The organism is Pseudomonas sp. GW823-FHT02C05 (assembly GCF_058797595.1).
On record NZ_JBXAJU010000001.1, the window covers coordinates 2,086,734 to 2,107,038 of the forward strand.

19 protein-coding genes are annotated in these 20,305 nt (G+C 64.7%); 12 read left to right on the forward strand and 7 right to left on the reverse strand.

Features of this window, described 5'->3' with window-relative positions; genetic code table 11:
• The first annotated feature begins 158 nt into the window (after positions 1-158).
• Complete coding sequence (locus AC1RGE_RS09320) at positions 159-1,160, forward strand: AraC family transcriptional regulator (RefSeq protein ID WP_011062109.1); 1,002 nt, start codon at positions 159-161, stop codon at positions 1,158-1,160.
• Between the two features lie 46 nt (positions 1,161-1,206).
• Here AC1RGE_RS09320 and AC1RGE_RS09325 read toward each other — a convergent pair whose 3' ends face one another.
• A complete protein-coding gene (locus AC1RGE_RS09325) occupies positions 1,207-1,728 on the reverse strand; it encodes an SgcJ/EcaC family oxidoreductase (RefSeq protein WP_011062110.1) in 522 nt (173 codons plus the stop codon).
• A 173-nt stretch (positions 1,729-1,901) separates the two neighbouring features.
• On the opposite strand from AC1RGE_RS09325, the gene AC1RGE_RS09330 reads away from it, so the two are divergent.
• The 4 genes from AC1RGE_RS09330 to AC1RGE_RS09345 are packed head-to-tail and all read left to right on the forward strand — an operon-like array spanning position 1,902 to position 6,500.
• Entirely contained in the window at positions 1,902-3,062 is a 1,161-nt protein-coding gene (locus AC1RGE_RS09330) for a sensor histidine kinase (protein ID WP_492584066.1), read from the forward strand.
• Entirely contained in the window at positions 3,059-3,727 is a 669-nt protein-coding gene (locus AC1RGE_RS09335; RefSeq protein ID WP_011062112.1) for a response regulator, read from the forward strand. The genes AC1RGE_RS09330 and AC1RGE_RS09335 overlap by 4 nt, the downstream gene beginning before the upstream one ends.
• On the forward strand, positions 3,724-6,051 hold the full coding sequence (locus AC1RGE_RS09340; RefSeq protein ID WP_026020087.1) for an ATP-binding protein: 2,328 nt from the start codon (positions 3,724-3,726) through the stop codon (positions 6,049-6,051). The genes AC1RGE_RS09335 and AC1RGE_RS09340 overlap by 4 nt, the downstream gene beginning before the upstream one ends.
• Positions 6,048-6,500, forward strand: coding sequence for a response regulator (locus tag AC1RGE_RS09345; protein ID WP_015636233.1), 453 nt, complete (start codon positions 6,048-6,050; stop codon positions 6,498-6,500). The genes AC1RGE_RS09340 and AC1RGE_RS09345 overlap by 4 nt, the downstream gene beginning before the upstream one ends.
• Before the next feature lie 176 nt (positions 6,501-6,676).
• Here AC1RGE_RS09345 and AC1RGE_RS09350 read toward each other — a convergent pair whose 3' ends face one another.
• Positions 6,677-7,474 carry an AraC family transcriptional regulator gene (locus AC1RGE_RS09350; RefSeq protein ID WP_103291395.1) on the reverse strand — a complete coding sequence of 266 codons (798 nt, stop codon included), beginning with the start codon at positions 7,472-7,474 and terminating at the stop codon, positions 6,677-6,679.
• Positions 7,475-7,559: 85 nt separating this feature from the next.
• Between AC1RGE_RS09350 and AC1RGE_RS09355 the strand changes: the two genes are divergently transcribed.
• From AC1RGE_RS09355 to AC1RGE_RS09365, 3 genes are all read left to right on the forward strand, one after another.
• The gene (locus AC1RGE_RS09355; RefSeq protein WP_015636235.1) at positions 7,560-8,558 is read left to right on the forward strand and encodes a bile acid:sodium symporter family protein; all 999 of its coding nucleotides are present in this window, start codon (positions 7,560-7,562) and stop codon (positions 8,556-8,558) included.
• A gap of 104 nt (positions 8,559-8,662) precedes the next feature.
• Positions 8,663-9,691, forward strand: coding sequence for a hypothetical protein (locus tag AC1RGE_RS09360; protein WP_492584068.1), 1,029 nt, complete (start codon positions 8,663-8,665; stop codon positions 9,689-9,691).
• A 209-nt stretch (positions 9,692-9,900) separates the two neighbouring features.
• Positions 9,901-10,521 carry a LysE family translocator gene (locus AC1RGE_RS09365; RefSeq protein ID WP_011062117.1) on the forward strand — a complete coding sequence of 207 codons (621 nt, stop codon included), beginning with the start codon at positions 9,901-9,903 and terminating at the stop codon, positions 10,519-10,521.
• A gap of 12 nt (positions 10,522-10,533) precedes the next feature.
• Here the strand turns inward: AC1RGE_RS09365 and ptrR are convergent, their stop codons facing one another.
• The gene (ptrR, locus tag AC1RGE_RS09370) at positions 10,534-11,412 is read right to left on the reverse strand and encodes a putrescine utilization regulator PtrR (protein WP_011062118.1); all 879 of its coding nucleotides are present in this window, start codon (positions 11,410-11,412) and stop codon (positions 10,534-10,536) included.
• A gap of 101 nt (positions 11,413-11,513) precedes the next feature.
• On the opposite strand from ptrR, the gene AC1RGE_RS09375 reads away from it, so the two are divergent.
• Positions 11,514-12,905 (forward strand): aldehyde dehydrogenase family protein, encoded by a 1,392-nt coding sequence (locus tag AC1RGE_RS09375; protein ID WP_011062119.1) that lies wholly within the window; start codon positions 11,514-11,516, stop codon positions 12,903-12,905.
• A gap of 74 nt (positions 12,906-12,979) precedes the next feature.
• Here the strand turns inward: AC1RGE_RS09375 and AC1RGE_RS09380 are convergent, their stop codons facing one another.
• Positions 12,980-14,653, reverse strand: coding sequence for an alpha/beta hydrolase (locus AC1RGE_RS09380; protein WP_492584069.1), 1,674 nt, complete (start codon positions 14,651-14,653; stop codon positions 12,980-12,982).
• 264 nt (positions 14,654-14,917) lie between these two features.
• On the opposite strand from AC1RGE_RS09380, the gene AC1RGE_RS09385 reads away from it, so the two are divergent.
• The 3 genes from AC1RGE_RS09385 to AC1RGE_RS09395 all read left to right on the forward strand — a co-directional run bounded on the left by AC1RGE_RS09385 (position 14,918) and on the right by AC1RGE_RS09395 (position 18,671).
• The gene (locus tag AC1RGE_RS09385) at positions 14,918-15,781 is read left to right on the forward strand and encodes a hypothetical protein (protein ID WP_492584070.1); all 864 of its coding nucleotides are present in this window, start codon (positions 14,918-14,920) and stop codon (positions 15,779-15,781) included.
• A 190-nt stretch (positions 15,782-15,971) separates the two neighbouring features.
• Positions 15,972-16,250 (forward strand): Arc family DNA-binding protein, encoded by a 279-nt coding sequence (locus AC1RGE_RS09390; protein ID WP_065363278.1) that lies wholly within the window; start codon positions 15,972-15,974, stop codon positions 16,248-16,250.
• Positions 16,251-16,481: 231 nt separating this feature from the next.
• Positions 16,482-18,671 carry a TonB-dependent siderophore receptor gene (locus tag AC1RGE_RS09395; RefSeq protein WP_492584071.1) on the forward strand — a complete coding sequence of 730 codons (2,190 nt, stop codon included), beginning with the start codon at positions 16,482-16,484 and terminating at the stop codon, positions 18,669-18,671.
• 187 nt (positions 18,672-18,858) lie between these two features.
• Here AC1RGE_RS09395 and AC1RGE_RS09400 read toward each other — a convergent pair whose 3' ends face one another.
• From AC1RGE_RS09400 to AC1RGE_RS09410, 3 genes are all read right to left on the reverse strand, one after another.
• On the reverse strand, positions 18,859-19,143 hold the full coding sequence (locus AC1RGE_RS09400) for a helix-turn-helix domain-containing protein (protein WP_015636246.1): 285 nt from the start codon (positions 19,141-19,143) through the stop codon (positions 18,859-18,861).
• Entirely contained in the window at positions 19,133-19,450 is a 318-nt protein-coding gene (locus tag AC1RGE_RS09405; RefSeq protein WP_015636247.1) for a hypothetical protein, read from the reverse strand. Before AC1RGE_RS09405 ends, AC1RGE_RS09400 begins: the two co-directional genes overlap by 11 nt.
• Positions 19,451-19,785: 335 nt before the next feature.
• Positions 19,786-20,268, reverse strand: coding sequence for a DUF4265 domain-containing protein (locus tag AC1RGE_RS09410; RefSeq protein WP_492584073.1), 483 nt, complete (start codon positions 20,266-20,268; stop codon positions 19,786-19,788).
• Positions 20,269-20,305 lie beyond the last annotated feature (37 nt).

Below are 20,305 nucleotides of genomic sequence, written 5' to 3' on the forward strand. Positions count from 1 at the left end.
ATGATCGACCCTGCCCGGGCCACCCGGAAGTGTTCCCGGATACCTTTCGCTTGTCCTCGGAAACCTGGGCCGGTGCTTATTCGTCTGTGGCCTTTTGTTTATTGCAATCATGCAAAAGGCCTCATCGATATCATTTAGCCACCAGTCCAGGAAGACCTATGCACAGAATGACCAGCGCCAGCTTTCGGGTGCTTGCCGATGTCATGAGAGAAGGCGGCGCGAATGTCGACGCCCTGCTCAGAACCTTCGGCAGCAGCATCCAGGACGTTGAGGAAAATCCCAAGGGCGTGAGGCTGGAACTGGTCTATCAAGTAATGCGCGAAGCCACCCGCCGCACCGGCAACCCGGACCTCGGGCTGCTGGCCTACAGCAAGGCCCACCCGGCCAACCTTGAGGCCCTGGGCTATGCGGTGATGTCTTGCGCGACCCTGGGGGCAGCGCTGCAGCGCCTGGTGGATTACCAGGCGCTGACCAGCAACGGCTTCTGCATGTGCCTGGAACGCAAGCCCGACGCGTTGCAACTGATCGGCTTCGACGTCACCGCCGAGCCTTCGCTGATCCCCCGGGCGGTGATCGACGCCGGCGCCGCCCAGACCCTGGGCCTGCTGCACTGGCTGCTGCCCCAGCACAAGCCGCGGCCGCTGGTGGCGGCCTTCACCTACCCCGAGCCTGCGGACACGCGCATGCTGCGCCGGCTGATGGGCGACAACCTGCAGTTCTGCGCGCCCCACAACAGCCTGACCTTCAGCAGCCAGGACTGCGCCATCGCCCTGCCCACCGCCGACCCGGCGCTGGATGTGCTGCACATGGAATACGCCCGCAACCGCCTCAATGTGCTGCTCAGCGGCTCGATGACTGCGCGGGTGCGCCGCGCCCTGTCCGAATCCCTGGCCCAGGGCGCGCCCAGCGACCTGCCGCATATCGCCCAGGCAGTGGGGGTCAGCACCCGCAGCCTGCAACGCAGCCTGGGCCATGAAGACGTGCACTTTTCGGCGCTGCAGGACGAGGCGCGGCTGATGCTGGCCCACAGTTTTCTGCGCAACTCCATGCGCAGCGTCAAGTACATCGGCGCCCTGTTGGGCTTTCGCGACCAGAGCAGCTTTCACAAGGCCTGCCTGCGCTGGTTCGGCATGACCCCGGGGCGCTACCGCGAGCAGTGACAGCAGCGCCGAGCAAAGGCTCGGCGCAAGGTGACAGGAGCCTGGATCAGTGGCTGGCTTGCAACTGCGGCTGCACTTGCGGCATGGCCGAAGAGTGGTGGTTGAGGATTTTCCACTGCCCGCCCAGGCGCTCGTAGAGAAAGGTGTAACGGGCCTGGACCTGCTGTTTCTTGCCGTCGGCGGCAGTCAGGGTGAAGGTGTAGACGCCGCTGTCCATGGCCGCATCCGGGCCCAGGTGACGAATCTCCCGGTAGTTGATCTGGCCCACCGGCCGCGAGGCCATGAAGTGCTCGAAGTAGTCCTGGATCTGCGCGTGGGTGCTGCGCACCTGGTTGGAGACCGTGGGTTGCAGCACTGCATTGGCCGCATAGAGGCTGACCACGGCTTGCGGGTTGCCGGTCTGCAGGGCGCTGTTCCAGCGGTCGAAGAGACCGGCGATTTCCCGGTCCTGCAGGTTCTGCGGCTGCTCGGCCACGGTGCGGTACACGTAAGGGGTGGCTTCCAGGGCCTGAGCCAGTGGCGTGCTCAGCACGAAGAACAGGGCCAGGGCGGTGCTTTTCAGTTTCATTCACGGACTCCAGTGGGTTTCAATGAGCCCCACTGTGCCCCGGGCCGTCGCCCCTGCCATCGGCCAACTGGAGCCTGCGGCCTATGCCATTTGGCAGATAGGCGCGATACCGGGCACGGGGGTCTAATACCCTGCCCCGAGCCACTGCACCGCCCCCACCCTGGAGTTTCCCGATGCCCAGCCCGCCCCTCGATCCCGCCAGCGCCCTGGCCCTGCGCAGCCAGTACCGGCAGTCGCAAAGCCGCGCCGCGCGCCTGCGGCTGCTGGTGGACACCGGCCAGGAGCTGCTGCAACTGCCCCCCGGACAGATGCGCCAGCGGGTGGTGCAGCGGGCCTGCGCCTTTGTCGCCATGGACCAGGGGCTGTTGCTGGAATGGAGCCGCGACGGCGTGGCCCATGCCAGCGCCGAACAGGGCCACGGCGAATGCCTGCAAGCCCTGCGCGCCGTGGCCGGGCAGGCCCAGTGGCTGGAGCGCCCGCTTGCGCAAACCGGGGTGCTGCGCGTACTGCTGCACCGCGCCGACGGCCAGCCCTTCGGCGCCCTGCTGCTGGCCAACAGTGTGCCCATCAGCGCGCCGGACAGCGAAGACCTGGAATCCCTGCAACTGCTGGCCACGCTGTTGGCCACGCACCTGGAAAACCAGCGCCTGCTGCAGGACCTGCAAGCCCGGGAGCGCAGTATGTCGGAGCTGGTGCAGCGCCTGTTCAGCGCCCAGGAGGATGAGCGCAAGCGCGTCGCCTACGACCTGCACGACGGCCTGGCGCAAACCCTGGCCGGGTTGCACCAGCGCCTGCAGGGTTTCGCCGGGCGCTGCCCGCCGCTGCCGGAGCCCCTGCACGATGAACTGCAGACCATCCTGCAACTGGCCCAGGGCTGCGTCGGCGAAGGCCGGCAACTGATCGGCGGCCTGCGCCCCCATGTGCTGGACGACTTCGGCCTGTTGCGGGCCATCGACCGCGAGGCCGACCGCCTGCGCGACGCCGGGCTGGCGGTGCACTGGCAGCAGCGCTACCCGGAGCGCCTGCCGGCGGCCCTGGAAATCGCCCTGTTCCGCATCGCCCAGGAAGCCATCAACAACATCCTCAAGCATGCCCGGGCCCACAGCGTCAGCCTGAACCTGGCCCTGGAAGCAGGCCAGGCGGTGCTCGGCATCAACGACGACGGCGCAGGTTTCCAGCCGGCATCCGGCCAGGGCATCGAACAGTTGGGCCAGGTGGCCATGCAGGAACGCGCCCATTTGCTGGGCGGGCGTTTCACCTGCCACAGCCGGCCCGGCAGCGGCACCCGGATTCTCGCCCGCGTCCCCGTCCCCTCCCTGGAGCACGCGGTATGACAGCGGTGATACGCCTGGTCCTGGCGGACGATCATGAAGTCACCCGCACCGGCTTCATCGCCCTGCTGGCGGGCAACCCGGAGTTCGAGGTGGTGGGGCAAGCCAGGGATGGCGAGCAAGCCCTGGCCCTGTGCGAGCAACTGCGCCCGGACCTGGCCATCCTCGATATCCGCATGCCCCTGCTCAACGGCCTGGGGGCCGCGCGCCTGCTGCAACAGCGCCAGCCCGAGGTCAAGGTAGTGATCTTCACCATGGACGACAGCCCCGATCACCTGGAAGCCGCCATGGCCGCCGGCGCCGTGGGCTACCTGCTCAAGGACGCCAGCCGCGAAGAGGTGCTCGACGCCCTGCAGCGCGTGGCCCGCGGCGAAGAGGCGCTCAACAGTGCGGTCAGCGCCCGCCTGCTACGGCGCATGAGCGAGCGCGGCAACGGCCAGGCGCCCCAGGCTCAGGCCCTGACTGCCCGCGAGCGCCAGGTGCTGGGGCTGGTGGCCGGCGGCTTCAGCAACCGCGAGATCGGTGAAAAGCTGGGCATCACCACCGGCACCGCCAAGGCCCACGTGGAACGGGTGATCGGCAAGCTCGGCGCCGCCGACCGCACCCAGGCCGCGGTGCGCGGCATGGCCCTGGGGCTGGTGGCGCAACCTGCCGGGCAGTGGCCGTGAACCTGCTCAGCGCCCGGCGCTGGGCCGACCTGCCGCTGCGGGGCAAGGCGCTGGTGGTGATCTCCCTGCCGCTGGTGATCCTGCTGCTGTCGCTGGTGCTGATCTACAGCACCGAGCGCCAGACCGCCCGCGCCGAGGAGGACGTGCGCCGGGTGCTGCTGGTGCAGGGCGATATCCAGGCGGTGCACACCCTCCTGGCCGAGGCCGCCGCCAGCGTGCGTGGCTACCTGCTGACCCGGCGCGAGGACTTTTTGCCCGCCTACCTCCAGGCCCGGCCGCAGATCGAGGCCGCGTTGCAACGCCTGGACCAGAATGTCCAGGACCCACGGATGCGCGACTACCTGCAGACCATCACCCCGCTGATCCGCACCAAGCTCGACGGCCTGGTGGCCCTGCGCAACGGCAGCCGCGACGACGCCGCCACGGTGACCGCGATCCTGATCGACAACAAGCAGGTGCTGGACGTGCTGCGCGAGCAGATCAGCGCCATGCGCGTGCGCGAGGATGCGCTGCTGGCCGAACGTAGCGCAGCCGCCGCGGCAACCCGCATGCGCCTGCTGTTCGCCACCTTGCTGGCCGCCGGCTGCGGGCTGTTCGGCGCCATCGTCGCGGTGCTGTTGCTGTCCCGGGGCATCGTCACCCGGGTGCAGCAGGTACAGGGCAATGCCCAGCGCCTGGCCCTGGGCCAGCCGCTGCGCCCGCAAGCGCCGGAACAGGATGAAATCGGCCAGCTGGGCACGCGCCTGGTGGAGGCCGGGCAACTGCTGGCCGAGCGCGAACGGGCCCTGCGCGACAACGAGGAACGCCTGCGGCTGATCATCGACGGGGTCAAGGACTACGGGATCTTCGCCCTGGACACCGCAGGCCGGGTTACCACCTGGAACGTCGGTGCGGAACGGATCAAGGGCTACAGCGAGCAGGAAATCATCGGCCGGCATTTTTCCCTGTTCTACCTGCCCGAAGAGTGCCCCCAGCACCCGGACATGGCCCTGCGCGAGGCCACCGCCCACGGCCACTACATGGAAGAGGCCTGGCGCTGTCGCAAGGACGGCAGCCGCTTCTGGGCCAGCGTGGTGATCACCGCGCAGTACGACGCCAGCGGCGCCCTGCGCGGTTTTTCCAAGATCACCCGGGACATCACCGATCGCCGTGCCGCGGAAATCGCCCTGGGCACCGCCCGCGAGGAAGCGGAAAGCGCCAGCCGCGCCAAGAGCGAATTCCTCTCGCGCATGAGCCACGAACTGCGCACGCCGCTGAACGCCATCCTCGGCTTCGCCCAACTGCTGGACATGGATTCCAGTGCCGGCCAGCGGCCCCAGGTCGGGCATATCCTGCGGGCCGGGCAGCACCTGCTGGGGCTGATCAACGAGGTGCTGGACATTGCCCGTATCGAGGCCGGGCGCCTGCCGCTGAACGTCGAGCCCATGGCCCTGGCGGCGGTGCTGCACGAAGCCCTGACCCTGGTGTCACCCATGGCCGCGGACGCCGGCATCACCCTGGCGCCGCTGCCGGAACTGGCGGCGGACAGCGGCGTGATCGCCGACCGCCAGCGCCTGATCCAGGTGCTGCTCAACCTGCTGTCCAACGCCATCAAGTACAACCGCGCGGGTGGCCGGGTCAGCATCGACGTGGCGATCGAGGCATCGCGCCTGCGCCTGAGCGTGCTCGACACCGGCGCCGGCATCACCGCCGAGCGCCTGGAGCGCCTGTTCAAGCCCTTCGAACGCCTGGACGCCGACCCCAGGGTCGAAGGCACCGGCCTGGGGCTGGCCCTGAGCAGGAGCCTGCTGGAAATGATGGACGGCAGCCTGGGCGTACAGAGCACCCCGGGCAGCGGCAGTTGCTTCACCCTGGAGCTGCCCTTCGTGCGCCTGGCCGCTGCAGCCGCCGTGGCGCCCTGCAACGCCCCGGCGCTGAACGTGCCGGCGCCACAGCCCGCAAGCCGCTACCAGGGCAAGGTGCTGTGCATCGAAGACAACCTGCAAAGCCTGGCGCTGATCGAAACCCTGCTGCAACGGCGCCCGGGCATCCGGCTGCTGTCGAGCATGCAAGGCCAGATGGGCCTGGACCTGGCCCGCCAGCACGCGCCGCAGATGATCCTGCTGGACGTCAGCCTGCCGGACCTGCCCGGCCTGGAGGTGCTGCAACGCCTGCGGGCCTCCAGCGCCACGGCCGACACCCCGATCCTGATGATCACCGCCGACGCCAGCGAACCGACCCGGCGCGCCCTGCTCGACGCCGGGGCCACGGCGATCCTGACCAAGCCCATCCACATCCCGGTGTTCTTCGCCCACCTCGATGCCTGTCTTCCGGAGCTCCCATGACTGCCGATCTGCGCATCCTCATCATCGATGACCAGCGCCCCAACCTCGACCTGATGGAACAGCTGCTGGCCCGCGAAGGGCTGCACAACGTCCTCAGCAGCACCCAGCCGCTGCGCAGCCTGGAGCTGTTCAACAGCTTCGAGCCGGACCTGGTGATCCTCGACCTGCACATGCCCGAGTTCGATGGCTTTGCGGTACTGGAACAGCTCAACCGACGGATCCCGGCCAACGACTACCTGCCGATCCTGGTACTCACCGCCGACGCCACCCGCGACACCCGCCTGCGGGCGCTGGCCCTGGGCGCCCGGGACTTCATCAGCAAGCCCCTGGATGCCCTGGAAACCCTGCTGCGGATCTGGAACCTGCTGGAGACCCGGGCCCTGTACAAGACCCTGCGCACCCTGGTGCCGCCGGAGCGCATCGAACTGCTGCGCCCCCCAAGAACCTGATCTGCCACACCTATCGCACCTGGCCCCACCACCGCCCCCTGTAGCCGCTGCCGCAGGCTGCGAACGGTCGCGCAGCGACCGCCGGACGGGCGCCACGGTGTGCCAGGAACCCAGTTCGGGTCTGCTGCGCAGCCCATCGCAGCCTGCGGCAGCGGCTACAGGAAGCTCGGGGGGGGTCAGAGGTCGCGGAAGAACTCCCCCGGGGTGGCGTCGAACTGCTGGCGAAAGGCGGCGATAAATGCCGAGGTCGAGTCATAACCACAGGCCAGTGCCACATCAGTGACCCGCTCGCCCTGCTCCAGGGGAGTCAGGGCGCCCAGCAGGCGCAGGCGCTGGCGCCAGGCACGGAAGGTCAGCCCGGTGTCCTTGAGAAACAGGCGGCTGAGGGTCTTCTCCGTCACCCCGAGCTTCTGGCTCCACTGGCCCAGCGTCGTGGCCTGCTCCGGGTGCGCCTGCAGGCTGCGGTAGATCGACCGCAGGCGCACGTCGTGGGGCAGCGGCAGCATCAGGTCCAGCTGCGGCGCGGCGGCCAACTGGTCCAGCAGCACCTGGGCCAGGCGCCCGTCGGCGCTGTCCTCGACATATTCCACCGGCAATTCACTGAAGGCGCGGATCAACTCCCGCAGCAGGCTGCTGACCGCCAGCACCTGGCAGCTGTCCGGCGCCGCCCAGGTGGTAACGCTGCAATCGAGATACAGGCTGCGCATCTCGGTGCGCGGCGAGCTGAACACCCGGTGCGGCACCCCGGCGGGAATCCACACCGCCCGTTGCGGCGGGGCGATAAAGCGCCCGCCGCTGGTCTGGATCTCCAGCACCCCGGCAATGGCGTAGGACAATTGCACCCACGGGTGGCTGTGGCGCCGGGTCAAGGCGCGATTGGGCAAGGATTCGGTGCGCCCGTACACCGGCCGCGGCAGGCTGGGCAAACCGGGAATACTGCGCCGGACGATCTTTTCATGTCCTTTAGGCGGCATTAACTGGCTCCTTGGCGTTAGTCGGTAAAACGCAGCCACGTTAGAGTCGCCCCACCGCACTTGGCAACCCCCGGATGATCCCGCTATGACTCGCTCGCGTCTTTTGCCCGACAACTTCACCCTGACCCTGATCGGCGTGGTGCTGCTGGCCAGTTTCCTGCCGGCCAGCGGCCAGGTGGCCATAGGTTTCGGCTGGCTGACCAACATCGCCATCGGCCTGCTGTTCTTCCTCCACGGCGCCAAGCTGTCGCGCGAGGCGATCATTGCCGGGGCCGGCCACTGGCGCCTGCACCTGCTGGTGTTCAGCCTGACCTTCATCCTCTTTCCCGTGTTGGGCCTGGCGCTCAAGCCGCTGCTGTCACCGCTGGTGGGCAACGACCTGTACATGGGCATGCTGTATCTGTGCGCCCTGCCGGCCACGGTGCAATCGGCGATCGCCTTCACCTCCCTGGCCCGGGGCAATATCCCGGCGGCCATCTGCAGCGCCGCGGCGTCGAGCCTGTTCGGGATCTTCCTCACCCCGCTCTTGGTGACCCTGCTGCTGAACGTGCACGGCGAAGGCGGCTCGACCCTGGACGCCATCCTCAAGATCAGCGTGCAGTTGCTGCTGCCCTTTATCGCCGGGCAGATCGCCCGACGCTGGATCGGCGCCTGGGTCGGGCGCAACAAGAACTGGCTGCGCTTCGTCGACCAGGGCTCGATCCTGCTGGTGGTCTACGGCGCCTTCAGCGAAGCGGTGAACGAAGGCATCTGGCACCAGATCCCACTGTGGGAACTGGCCGGCCTGGTGGTGGCCTGCTGCGTCCTCCTGGCGCTGGTGCTGCTGGCGTCGAGCTTTCTCGGCAAGCTGTTCGGCTTCGACCAGGAAGACCGCATCACCATCCTCTTCTGCGGCTCGAAAAAGAGCCTGGCCACCGGCGTGCCCATGGCCCAGGTGCTGTTTGCCGGCAGCACCATGGGCGTGCTGATTCTGCCCCTGATGCTGTTCCACCAGATCCAGCTGATGGTCTGCGCGGTGCTGGCCCAGCGCTACGCCAAACGCCCGGAATCGGTGGCCGAGCTGATGGGCCAGGTCGACCCGTAGCCTTTCCTGCAAGGCGGCCCGGCGGCTGGCCGGGCCTGCGCGCAGATGGCGGTGAAGATCGCGCAATGGCATGATGCCGCGGCGAAAATCATCAAGGACCGCTGATGTTTCCCCATCGAATTCAAGCCCCCAGCCAGGCCGACCTGGAACTGCAGGTTAGCGCCCGGCTGGAGGCCGATGACCAGGCCCGGGTCATCGTCCAGTTCGCCAAGGCCGAACAGTACGACGGCGAACTGCTGAGTCAGCTCGACACGCTCTGCGCCCGTTTCGGCGAGCGCCTCAATGTGCGTTTCTACAGCCACTATCCGGGCAGCGCGTTTGACGGCCGCACCATGCTCGCCCTGCCCAATGTTCACTCCCTGAGCCTGGATTGCCTGGACACGCTGGAACACTTCGAAACCATTGGCAGCCTGCACAAGCTCAAGGATTTCGCCCTGCAAGTCATCAGCGCCGACCTGCCGGGCCTCTTGGCCCTGCCCAACTTGAGGGGGCTGCGAACGCTGCGCCTGTCCCTGGACAAAGGCCCGGCCATAGACCTGGCGCCCCTGGCCGCCATGGCCGAGCTGCACACCCTGTCCCTCAGCGTGCAAAGCCATCACCTGGACGTACTGAGCCAGTGCCCGGGCATCCGCCACCTGGACCTGCATCGCATGCCGGCCAAGACGCCCCTGGGCATGGTCGCCGGCATGACCGGCCTGCACAGCCTCTCGGTGACTTTCGGCAGCCGTGAGCAGATGCCGGAGCTGCGCAATCCCCAGGTCAAGGAACTGGAGATCATGCGGGTGCGCGGCCTCAACCGCCTGGACCTGGATGGCTTTCCCCTGCTTGAAGTGTTGAAGATCGAGGACCAGGCGCAACTGAGCCAACTGGACCTTGGCGGGGCGCCGCAGTTGCGCAAGATGAGCCTGATCAACCTCAAGACCCTGGGGGAACTCAGCGGCCTGAAAACCTCGAACATCGCTGACCTGCGCATCATCAAGGCCCCACAGTTGGATCTGCTGACACTGATCGATAGCCACCTACCGGCCAGCGTGCAGCACCTCAAGCTGCTCAGTGGCAAACGCGCCGTGGACAAACAGCTCGACGCCCGGCAACAGCAACTGGGCATTCCCGTACCCCGCGGCCCCTATTGACCACCCCCTTGTAGGAGCGAGCTTGCTCGCGAAGGACGTCAACGATAACGCGCACTTGCAGGGAACAGGCGGCGCGTTGGAAATCATCGCGAGCAAGCTCGCTCCTACAGATTCACCGCCCCTTCCGTGATCACCCGCACCCGTGGCGCGCATTGGCACCCCACGGCTGTGCTAACGTTCGCCAACCCCAAAGCTTGAAACCCTGCCCCATGTCCATCACTGAGAATCTCCTGGCCTTCACCCTGGCCGCCACGCTGCTGACCCTGACCCCGGGCCTGGACACCGCCCTGGTGCTGCGCACCGCCACGGTGGAAGGCCGGCGGCAGGCGCTGCGCGCGGCGTTGGGCATCAATGCCGGCTGCCTGATCTGGGGCGCGGCTGTGGCCTTCGGCCTGGGGGCCTTGATAGCGGTGTCGGAACTGGCCTTCAACCTGTTGAAGTACTGCGGCGCCGCCTACCTCGCCTGGCTGGGACTGAACATGCTGCTGCGCCCGCGCCACTCGTTTGCTCCCACAGGCGCGAACAGCGACCCCGGCACCAACTGGTTTCTCAAGGGCATGCTGGGCAATGTGCTCAACCCCAAGGTGGGAGTGTTCTACGTGTCCTTTCTGCCGCAGTTCATTCCCCAGGGCCAGCCGTTGGTGGCCTGGACCTTCGGCCTGGTGAGCATTCACGTGGTGCTGGGGCTGGTCTGGTCGCTACTGCTGATCGCCGCCACCCGGCCCCTGGCCGGTGTGCTGCAGCGGGAAAAGGTGATCCAGTGGATGGACCGCACCACAGGGATGATCTTCGTACTGTTTGCCGCTCGATTGGCCTTGAGCAGGCGCTGAATGTCGCTCCCCTCAAACCTCAGCCAGCACCGCCCCACGCTCTTCCAGCAGCTTCACAAAACTGCTCAAACTCTGGGACACGGTGCCGCGCCGCCAGACCAGCCAGGTGCGCAGGAAGCGAAAACGCGGGGACAACGGCCAGACGCTGACCGTGGCGCAGCCGGGCATGCTTTCCAGCATGCTGCGGGGCATCAGCGCCAGCCCGGCGCCGGCGCTGACGCAGGCCAGCATGCCGTGGTAGGACTCCATTTCATGGATCTTGCCCGGCACCGCGGCGTCCTGGGTGAACCAGCTTTCGAAGTGATGACGGTAGGAGCAATTGGCGCGAAAGGCGTAGATGCTTTCGCCGTTGACCTCCCGCGCCCGGGTAATCGGCGCATGCCCCAGCGGGGCGATCAGCACCATTTCCTCCTCGAACACCGGCAGCCCTTCCAGGGCCGGGTGGCGCACCGGGCCGTCGACGAAGGCGGCCACCAGGCGGCCGGACAGCACGCCGTCGATCATGGTCCCGGAGGGTCCGGTGGACAGGTCCAGTTCCACCTTGGCGTACTGCTGGTTGTAGGCCGCGAGCAGCGCCGGGATGCGTACCGCCGCCGTGCTTTCCAGCGAGCCCAGGGCGAACGGTCCCTGGGGCTCCTCGCCGGCCACAGTCAGACGCGCCTCGGCCACCAGGTCGAGAATGCGCCGGGCATAGTCGAGGAAATTCCAGCCGGCGGGGGACAGGCGCATGCGGCTCTTCTCGCGGATAAACAGCTCCACCCCCAGGTCCTGCTCCAGTTGCTTGATCCTGGTGGTCAGGTTCGACGGCACCCGGTGGATCAGTTGCGCGGCGGCGCTGATGCTGCCCTGCTCGGCAACGGCCTTGAAAATTTCCAGCTGGACCAGATCCACGGCATTCTCCAAACGTGAACGACTTGCTCAATATTATTCAGTTTTCAGTAAAGATCCAGCACCGTAACCTGCCGCCATTCCCACCCGAGCAGGACGGTGCCATGAGCCTTGTTTCCAGCCACACCCACGCCTTGTCGATCAACCCCGCCACTGGCGAGCAGATCGGCGCCTACCCCTACCAGTCCGAGGCTGAGCAGGACGCCGCGCTGAGCCGTGCCGCCGCTGGTTTCGCCCAGTGGAAACGCCAGAGCATCGCCGAGCGCGCCAGCCGCCTGAACGCACTGGCCCAGGCCCTGCGGGACAACAGCGAGGCCATGGCCCGCATGATCAGCCTGGAAATGGGCAAGCCCCTGCCCCAGGCCCGGGGCGAAATCGAAAAGTGCGCCCAGCTGTGCCTGTGGTACGCCGAGCACGGCCCGGCCATGCTGGCCCCGGAAGCGACCCTGGTAGAAAACAACAAGGCACGCATCGAGTACCGGCCACTGGGCCCGATCCTCGCGGTGATGCCGTGGAACTTCCCGATCTGGCAGGTGCTGCGCGGCGCGGTGCCGGCGCTGCTGGCGGGCAACACCTACGTGCTCAAGCACGCCCCGAATGTCATGGGCAGCGCCTACCTGCTGCTGGACGCCATGCAGCGCGCCGGTTTCCCTGAAGGGGTGTTCGAGCTGCTCAACGTCACTCCGGACGGCGTATCCAGCGCCATCGCCGACCGCCGCATCGCCGCCGTGACCCTCACCGGCAGCGTGCGCGCCGGCATCGCCATCGGCGCCCAGGCCGGCGCCGCGCTGAAGAAGTGCGTGCTGGAACTGGGCGGCTCCGACCCCTTTATCGTGCTCAACGACGCCGACCTCGACGAAGCGGTCAAGGCCGCGGTGATCGGCCGCTACCAGAACACCGGCCAGGTCTGCGCCGCCGCCAAGCGCCTGATCATCGAGCAAGGGGTGGTCGCGGAGTTCACCCACAAGTTCGTCGAAGCCACCCGCGCCCTAGTCATGGGCGACCCGCTGGCCAGCGACACCTACATCGGCCCCATGGCCCGCTTCGACCTGCGTGACGAGCTGCACCAGCAGGTCCAGGCGACCCTGGCCGAAGGCGCCACCCTGCTGCTGGGCGGCGACAAGGTCGAAGGCGCCGGCAACTATTACCAACCCACGGTGCTGGCCAACGTCACCGAGCAGATGACCGCCTTCAAGCAGGAACTGTTCGGCCCGGTGGCCGCCATCATCAGCGCCCGGGATGCGCAACACGCCCTGGAACTGGCCAACGACAGCGAGTTCGGCCTCACCGCCACGATCTTCACCCAGGACCTGGAACGGGCCCGGCAGATGACCGACGAGCTGGAAACCGGCGGCGTGTTCATCAACGGCTACAGCGCCAGCGACCCCCGGGTGACCTTCGGCGGAGTGAAAAAAAGCGGCTTCGGGCGCGAGCTGTCGCACTTTGGCGTACGCGAATTCTGCAATGCGCAGACGGTGTGGCTGGATCGCCGGTAAGACCGGGCGGCCACCCAAGGGCGCAATGCCCGGATGAAAAAACGGACCTGGATCAGGTCCGTTTTCTGGAGGGCTCAAATGGTGTTCAGCACAAAATACAGCAGCAATATCCCGGCGATCACCAGCCCCTCATAATCATGGGTAAACCCCCACCAAGCGCCATAGAACGCGGCCCCTACGCCTAGAGCCGTCAGCAGAGCAAAACCATACATCCTGGCCCTGAACCAGAATGATGGACGCTCGCACAGATCGGCCCCTGTCGGAGCAGACAGCAAGGGGGTCGCGATATGCGAGGCCAGCACATAGTTGACGATATTCGGCTGGTTCGGCCGTTGCAGGGGTTTGCCGTGATCGCCCTTGAACCACAGGGTCTGAGGCTGGGTCGGCAAATCACGCAGTTCGTCGAAGCCATCGACGCCACCGGTTCCCACGTCACGAAAGCCGATCAAGTGCAGGCCCCGGCACAACCCGCCTACGGGCCAGTCCTCGGAACTGCACTGGTTCGCCACAGTCGCCACCTGACGCCGCAACATCATCCGCTGCCATGGAAACTCCCGAGGCAGTACGCTGCCCGCCAGGTACACCCGATCGAACTTCAGTGACGACACCTCAAGCAGGCTGGTGCCAAGGATATAGGTGCCATTACTGTGGCCGACAAAGTGGAACTGCACGTCTGGATTGCGCGCCACGTGGTAGCTGTAACGGTCGAGAAACCAGGCCAGGTTGCCGCGACGCACCCACGGCAAGGCAAACTTGATTGCGGAAAACCAGCCATAAGTGGAGCGATCCACCAACACCGGCGACTCATGACCCGAGCAGGCAGCGGCCAGTGGCTTGCCCTGCCCGTCGGACTTGGCCTGTTGCTCTATGGCTTCGGCAATGTCGGTGACCCAGCCCGAATTGCCGTCACGGATACCGTGGAGTACGAACACCACTCGCCCAGGTCCGGTGGCTGGCAACTCGCCGGCCTGCTCGGGCTCGTGTAGTTGAGGGTCCGGGTTCCGTAACACCTCCATTATCCGCATAAACCCCGCGGCCCCAGGAGGCGCCGCCGGATCGAATAGGTTGCTGTGATCGGCCCCCTCGATGGTCACCGTGTAGGAGTTGGCAAACGCTTCGGTATCGCGCACATCCTCACGGGCCACCACACCATCGATATCACCGAGAAACTGCACGACAAAAGGTCGGTGTTCATCGTCCCGTTCATGGAAATGACGCATCCAGGACAAGCGCAGGTCGGTAACAAAAAAAGAGCCCTTTTCCAACTCCATGAGCCAGCCCAGGGTAAACCAGGAGGGAGGCTTGAGCAGCAGCCACTGCAGCGAAACCAGCTTCATCAGCGCCAAGCCCAAGGCCCAGGTAGCGGTTGCGTAAGGGCGAAAGCCGCGGTTGATGGAGGCAAACAACAGCACCGACTCGACCTTGCTCCACCATGCCCCTCGTGACGGCTGATCCAGGTAGGCACCTGCCGCCAGCAGATAGGCATCACGCACAATCATGCCGCCAGCGCTGTGCCCCAGCAGAATGATTCGGCTGTATTGCGGGGCCAACGCATCGATTTTCGCCATCAGTTCCAACGAGAGATCCCGCACCCGAGCCGCACGAAAGAGGTTTCTCACACCGCGAGTATCGTGATGATGCCAATGGCCAGTGATCCCCTGCTCGCGCAGCCGATCCTCAAGCCGCCTCCAGGCCCCATCGTGATTACCCAAGCCACCAACCACGACAATGAGCGGTTCTACGCGCATGGAGCACCTCCCTGTGGATTGCCTTGCGCCACCTGCGAACGGTGCTGGCGTCGCGCCACCTTAGGTATAGGTTCTTTTGCAGGTCCTGCGCGCAAGCCCCCCACCTTTTTCGCAGCAGGCTCAGGGCCAGCACCTTTTGGCCTCCCCGGACATTGCCAAGTCCCATCCGATTGTTGCACCAGCCGGCAAAACTGCTACAAATGCGCCGCTCCTGATTCAGTCCGCCCCCCAGGACTGCACCCTCTTTCGCCAAGGGACTTGCCGATGCCGACCCTGACTCCGAATATTCAATTCAGATTTGATCAAGTCGATACCCGACTCGGTGCCCCGGATTTCTGGTCGTGGGCGTTCTCCAACGCACGAGACCCGTTCCTGCGCGGCGTCTTGATCGAATACCTGCTATGCCAGCACCTGATCTCCCATGCGGAGGAAATTGCCGGCAAGCTGGTGGAGCACTTCACTTTTCAGAACCCTTACCCCGACAACCTGAGCAAAAGCCTGAGAAAGAGTTTCGAGTTCCAGCATCAAGGCGATGTATTCGATCTACAACTGACCTGGGGGTTGACCATCGAAATCAAAAGCACCGCCTCGCCCAAGCATTGGCGTATCAACAAGACCTCATACTGGAACCTGCTGCTGGACAAGAATCTCAAGAGAAAAGGCTTCCAGGCTCACTACTACATTCTCGCCGAACTCACAAAGAGCCCGCGGACCGACCAGGGCGCCCTGACCTTTGAAAACATTCGCTTCCACCTACTGTCGAGGGATGATCTGGAGGCCTTGGCCGGTACCAAGAACCATGTAACTTTCGATCAATTCTCGTCGCTGTCCCTGGCCCAAAAACAGACATGCGACTATCAGCAACTGCCTTTCAGGCTCAAGGCACTGGTGAATCGTCGATTTGCCCTAAGCCTCAACCAGATCGAGTGGGGTTGGAAAATCCCCCTGCCCCGGGTCCGGGGCGCCTTCCCGCTGGCAGTGGAGAAAGACGGGGTGATTCACGCCGGATATTACTGTGGCACTAGCAAGAAGCCTCTGAATCGCTTCGATGTTCCTTGGCGCAAAGGCTTCACTCCCACCTGGAAAGACTGGGAATCCGTGGGGCTGCGCTTCGTGCCGGAGCGATGATCGAAAGCACATCACAATACCCACCGGAGGCCGCCCGCACGGCTGAACCTGCCCCTAGGGCAAGGCCGAGAGTGCCTGGGCTTGAGCGCTAGTGCCTTCAGATATTTCATTCTTTTAAGAATTTTCTTGAAGCAAGCAAGCCTGCCTCATTCTTATGATGCTGCTCTTTGGCATTACTCTGAGGTCCGCTATGTGCTCCTCCCTGCAAAAGTTCATCGTTCGTCTTCCAGGCGACCTGCACAACCAGCTCAAACACATTGCCAAACGAGAAAACCGCAGCATGAACAATGAAATCGTCGACCGCCTGGAAAAGTCCCTGGTCGTCGATGAAACCCGCGAGATGAATGAGAAGCTCATCAGCCTGCTGCTGCGCAAGGTCGATTCCATGGAGGAGCGGATCAAGTACCTGCAGATGGGCCACCCGGAGCCCGAGCAGGATTGCCCACCGCCGTGTTACGCAAGGACTTGAAGCGGCCACTCCCGCCACGCGACCTTCTACCTTTCCCGTCTTTACCCCCTCGCTGCAGCTTGTATGATGGCGCCTGCCCGACAGTACCCAGCGGCAACCGCCAGGCCCCGGCCTGATGCTCGCAGGGCTCCCCCGCTGTTCCTCACTACACACGCAGGTCGACGCTCCTAGCCTTCCCAGGAACCTCCCCCGGCTTCTGCCATGGGGCCGCGTCGCCTTCTAGGATTGTTCATGAGCCGGATTCACCCGACTGCCCCCGCGCGCACCTGCAGCTCAGCTTTGCCCCTCAACTGCCTGACCCTGGGCCTGCTGCTGGCCGGCAGCAGCGCCGTGGCCAACGCCGCGGGCACCCAGTTGCCGACCCAGACCGTCAGCGGCGAAGAGCCCTACGGCTATCGCGTCGACAGCGCCTCGGTGGGTGGTTTCAGCGAAGCGCCCTTGCTGGATACCCCGGCCTCCATCAGCGTGATCAATGAAGACATGATCCTCGACCAGCAGGCCCGGCTGCTCAGCGACGTGCTGAAGAACGATGCCTCGGTGGGCCAGAGCTACGCGCCGGTGGGCTACTACGAAAACTTCGAGGTGCGCGGCTTCTCGCTGAATGCCGCCAGCAGCTACAAGATCAACAACCGCACCATCACCGGCGAGCAGAACGTCGCCCTGGAAAACAAGCAGCGGGTGGAATTGCTCAAGGGCCTTTCCGGCCTGCAAAGCGGGGTCAGCGAGCCCGGCGGGCTGATCAACTATGTGACCAAGCGGCCCACGGACATTCGTTCGGTGACCGTTTCCACCGACGACCGCGGCAGCGGCTACCTGGCCACCGATGTCGGCGGCTGGTTCGGCAGCGAACAGCAGTTCGGCCTGCGTGCCAACCTGGCCCATGAAGACCTGCACTCCTACGTCGAGCACACCAATGGCCAGCGCGACTTCGCCTCCCTGGCCCTGGACTGGAACATCAGCCCCGACGCCCTGCTGCAACTGGACATCGAATACCAGAACAAGCAGCAGCGCTCGGCACCGGGCTATCAACTGCTGGGGGGCTCCAGCCTGCCCCACCACGCCTCGCCGAAAAAACTCCTGGGACACCAGAGCGGCTCCAAGCCTGTGACCAATGAATCGCTGAACATCGGCGGCAACTTCGAGTACCGCTTCAACGACGACTGGAAGGGCACCCTCAGTGCGTCGCGCAGCAAGGTGGTGATCGATGACTACAGTTCGTTTGCCTGGGGTTGCTACGGCTCGACCAGTTGCTCCAGCGTCAAGGTGCCCAACTACTTCAGCCCGGAAGGCAACTACGACATCTACGACTTTCGTAGCCCTGACGACACCCGGCGCAACGATGAAGTGCAGGCGGTGCTCAATGGCCGCTTCGACGCCGCAGGCCTGGGCCATGAGTTGAGCGTGGGGACCAGTGCGTTTCGTCGTGTGGTGGACCGGCGCGAGTCCATCAATCAATGGATTGGCACGGGCAATATCCAGAGCGAGCCTGAGAACTTCGGCCGCTACGACGGCGCCCTCAACGACACCCACAAACGCCTGGACAGCCGCCAATACGGCCTGTTCCTCAGCGACCGCATCAGCTTCAACGAACAGTGGCAGACCGTTCTCGGCGGACGCGAAGTACGCCTCGACGAAGAGAGCTTCGACAAGGACGGCGTGCGCGATCGCCACACCCAACGCTATGTGTTCCTGCCCCAGGCCGCGTTGATCTACAAACCGATCAACAACATTTCGCTGTACACCCAGTACAGCAAGGGCTTGTCCCTGGGTGGCCAGGCCCCCTGGTTCGCCAGCAACAGTGGCGACACCCTGGCCCCCACCGTCTCGCGGCAGATCGAAGCCGGGGTCAAGTACGACTGGCAGCGCATGAGCTTTACCGCCGCGCTGTTCCAGATGCGCCAGGCCTACCAGTACTCGCGCCCCGACGCTGCCGGCGGTTTCACCTACGTCCAGCAGGGCCAGCAAAAGAACACCGGCCTGGAGCTCTCCGCCAACGGTTGGGCCACCCAACGCCTGCAGATTGCCGCCAGCGTCGCGGCGATCCGCTCCCGGGTGGAGGGCACCGGTACCCCGGCCTACGAGGGGCACCAGACCCTCAACGTCCCGCGCCTGCGAGCCAGCCTGCAGGGCGACTACGCCCTGCCCTGGCTCGACGGCCTGGCCTTGCTGGGCGGCATGCAATACAGCAGCAGCCAATACGCCGACCGCCAGGGCAACGTCGCCACCGGCGCCTACGCCATCTTCAACATCGGCAGCCGCTACAGCACTCGAATTGATGGCTACGACACGGTGTTCCGCCTGACCGTGGACAACCTGTTCGACAAGCGCTACTGGCGCGACACCGGGGAATACATGGGCGACGACTACCTGTTCCAGGGCGCGCCGCTGACGGCTCGGTTGAGTGCTTCGGTGAATTTCTGATGCAGCGCCAACCGCCCAGCGAGAATACGCCTCTCAAGTTAGCCGCTGTATTGTAGGAGCCGGCTTGCCGGCGAAGGCGGTCTCAAGGACACCTTCGCTGGCAAACCAGTGACTATGCGAATCTGTCAGGCATGCACAAAAAAGCCGGTCATCAAGACCGACTTGTCAGCGCCTGGTCTACTCGCCATCAAACCGGCTGCAAAGCCCGCAAGGCTTCAGGGTACTGGCTGGCCACACGCAGCAGCGTTTGAGCCGCGCCTGTCGGCTGGCGCCGGCCTTGCTCCCAATCCTGCAGTGTACGCAGGCTGACCCCCAACAGCGTGGCAAACGCACTCTGAGAGAGCCCCACCTTAGCCCGGGCCTCTGCCGCCCCGGACAGTTTTACCACCGTTGCACGCGCCGCCTTGCCGGCTTTCATCTGGCCCACCGAAGTCAGCAAATCCTTCTGAAACTGCTGCAGTTCATGGTCCATGACTGATTCCCTCTTTCAATTGATTCAGAAAGCCGATGGGCAGATTGTCTAACTTCGCCTTGGTGTAGACGATCAGCAACCAAATAAGACCTTCCGAAAGCAGGTTGTAGTAGATGACTCGTGTGCCGCCGCGCTTGCCGATGCCACTGCAAGACCAGCGCACCTTGCGCAGCCCTCCGGTACCGGGGATGACGTCTCCAACCCATGGGTCTGCGACCAACCAGGTGATGAATTCCAAGCGCTCGGCGTCATTCCAGATAGGCTCGGCGTAGCGCTTGAAGACCTCGGTTTCGATAACGGTATACATGGCTCCACCATCTACGGCAAGGCCGTACAGACGAACAGACAGGCATTCGTCCGACACAACCTGCTGGCGCTGGAAAGACCAATACCCCTGCCGCAACCAGGCATCGCAAGGGGTGGACGTTTGATCTACTCATCACCGAGGGTGGTCGCAATCATCGAGGGCAGCCACTGCTTACCGAAAATACAGATTTGCCTTACAGGCTCGGAGCCGATTTACCGGCGAAGGTGTCCTCAAGAGAGCCGTGGTAAACCAAGGCGCGTCACTCTGCAATGACTCGAAGCTGCCAACCTGCTTGATCGGTTACTTGGTCGCTCTGGCTCCAGCTCCAAGGATGATCAAACGTCCAACCACCAGTTCAACAGCGTCTCGTCCTCATCGTCATCGAGGTTTTTATAGACATTGGCGTAGTACCACTCAATCCCGGTTCTCTCGCGGAAGCGATCGAACACCGCATTGATACGGTCCATGCCATTCCTTGCAGGAACAGCGAATGAAAGGCTCCCCTCGAACAGCCCATCCAGGGTTCCGCCCAACTCACCAGCAACCTCGCTTTCAAGCGCACTGATCACCGCCGGATCAATGTAGTCGGCATAGATCTGAATGCAGAAATTCCCGCCCCGCTTCAGCACTTGCGCCGGCGCATCGGGATTGCGGATGGAAACGATATCGCCCCGCGCCAGGTTCTGCGCCAGGCCCGGCGAGGACAGCAACTCGTAGGTATCCTCATCAATCTGCCGCGCCAACAGCTCCTCGCGAACGGCGCCATCGTCATCGGCCATGTACACCTGAATCAGCACAGGGGATTGCTTGTCGTCCATACAGGGCTCCACAGTTTCCACGTTCAACACCTGATCC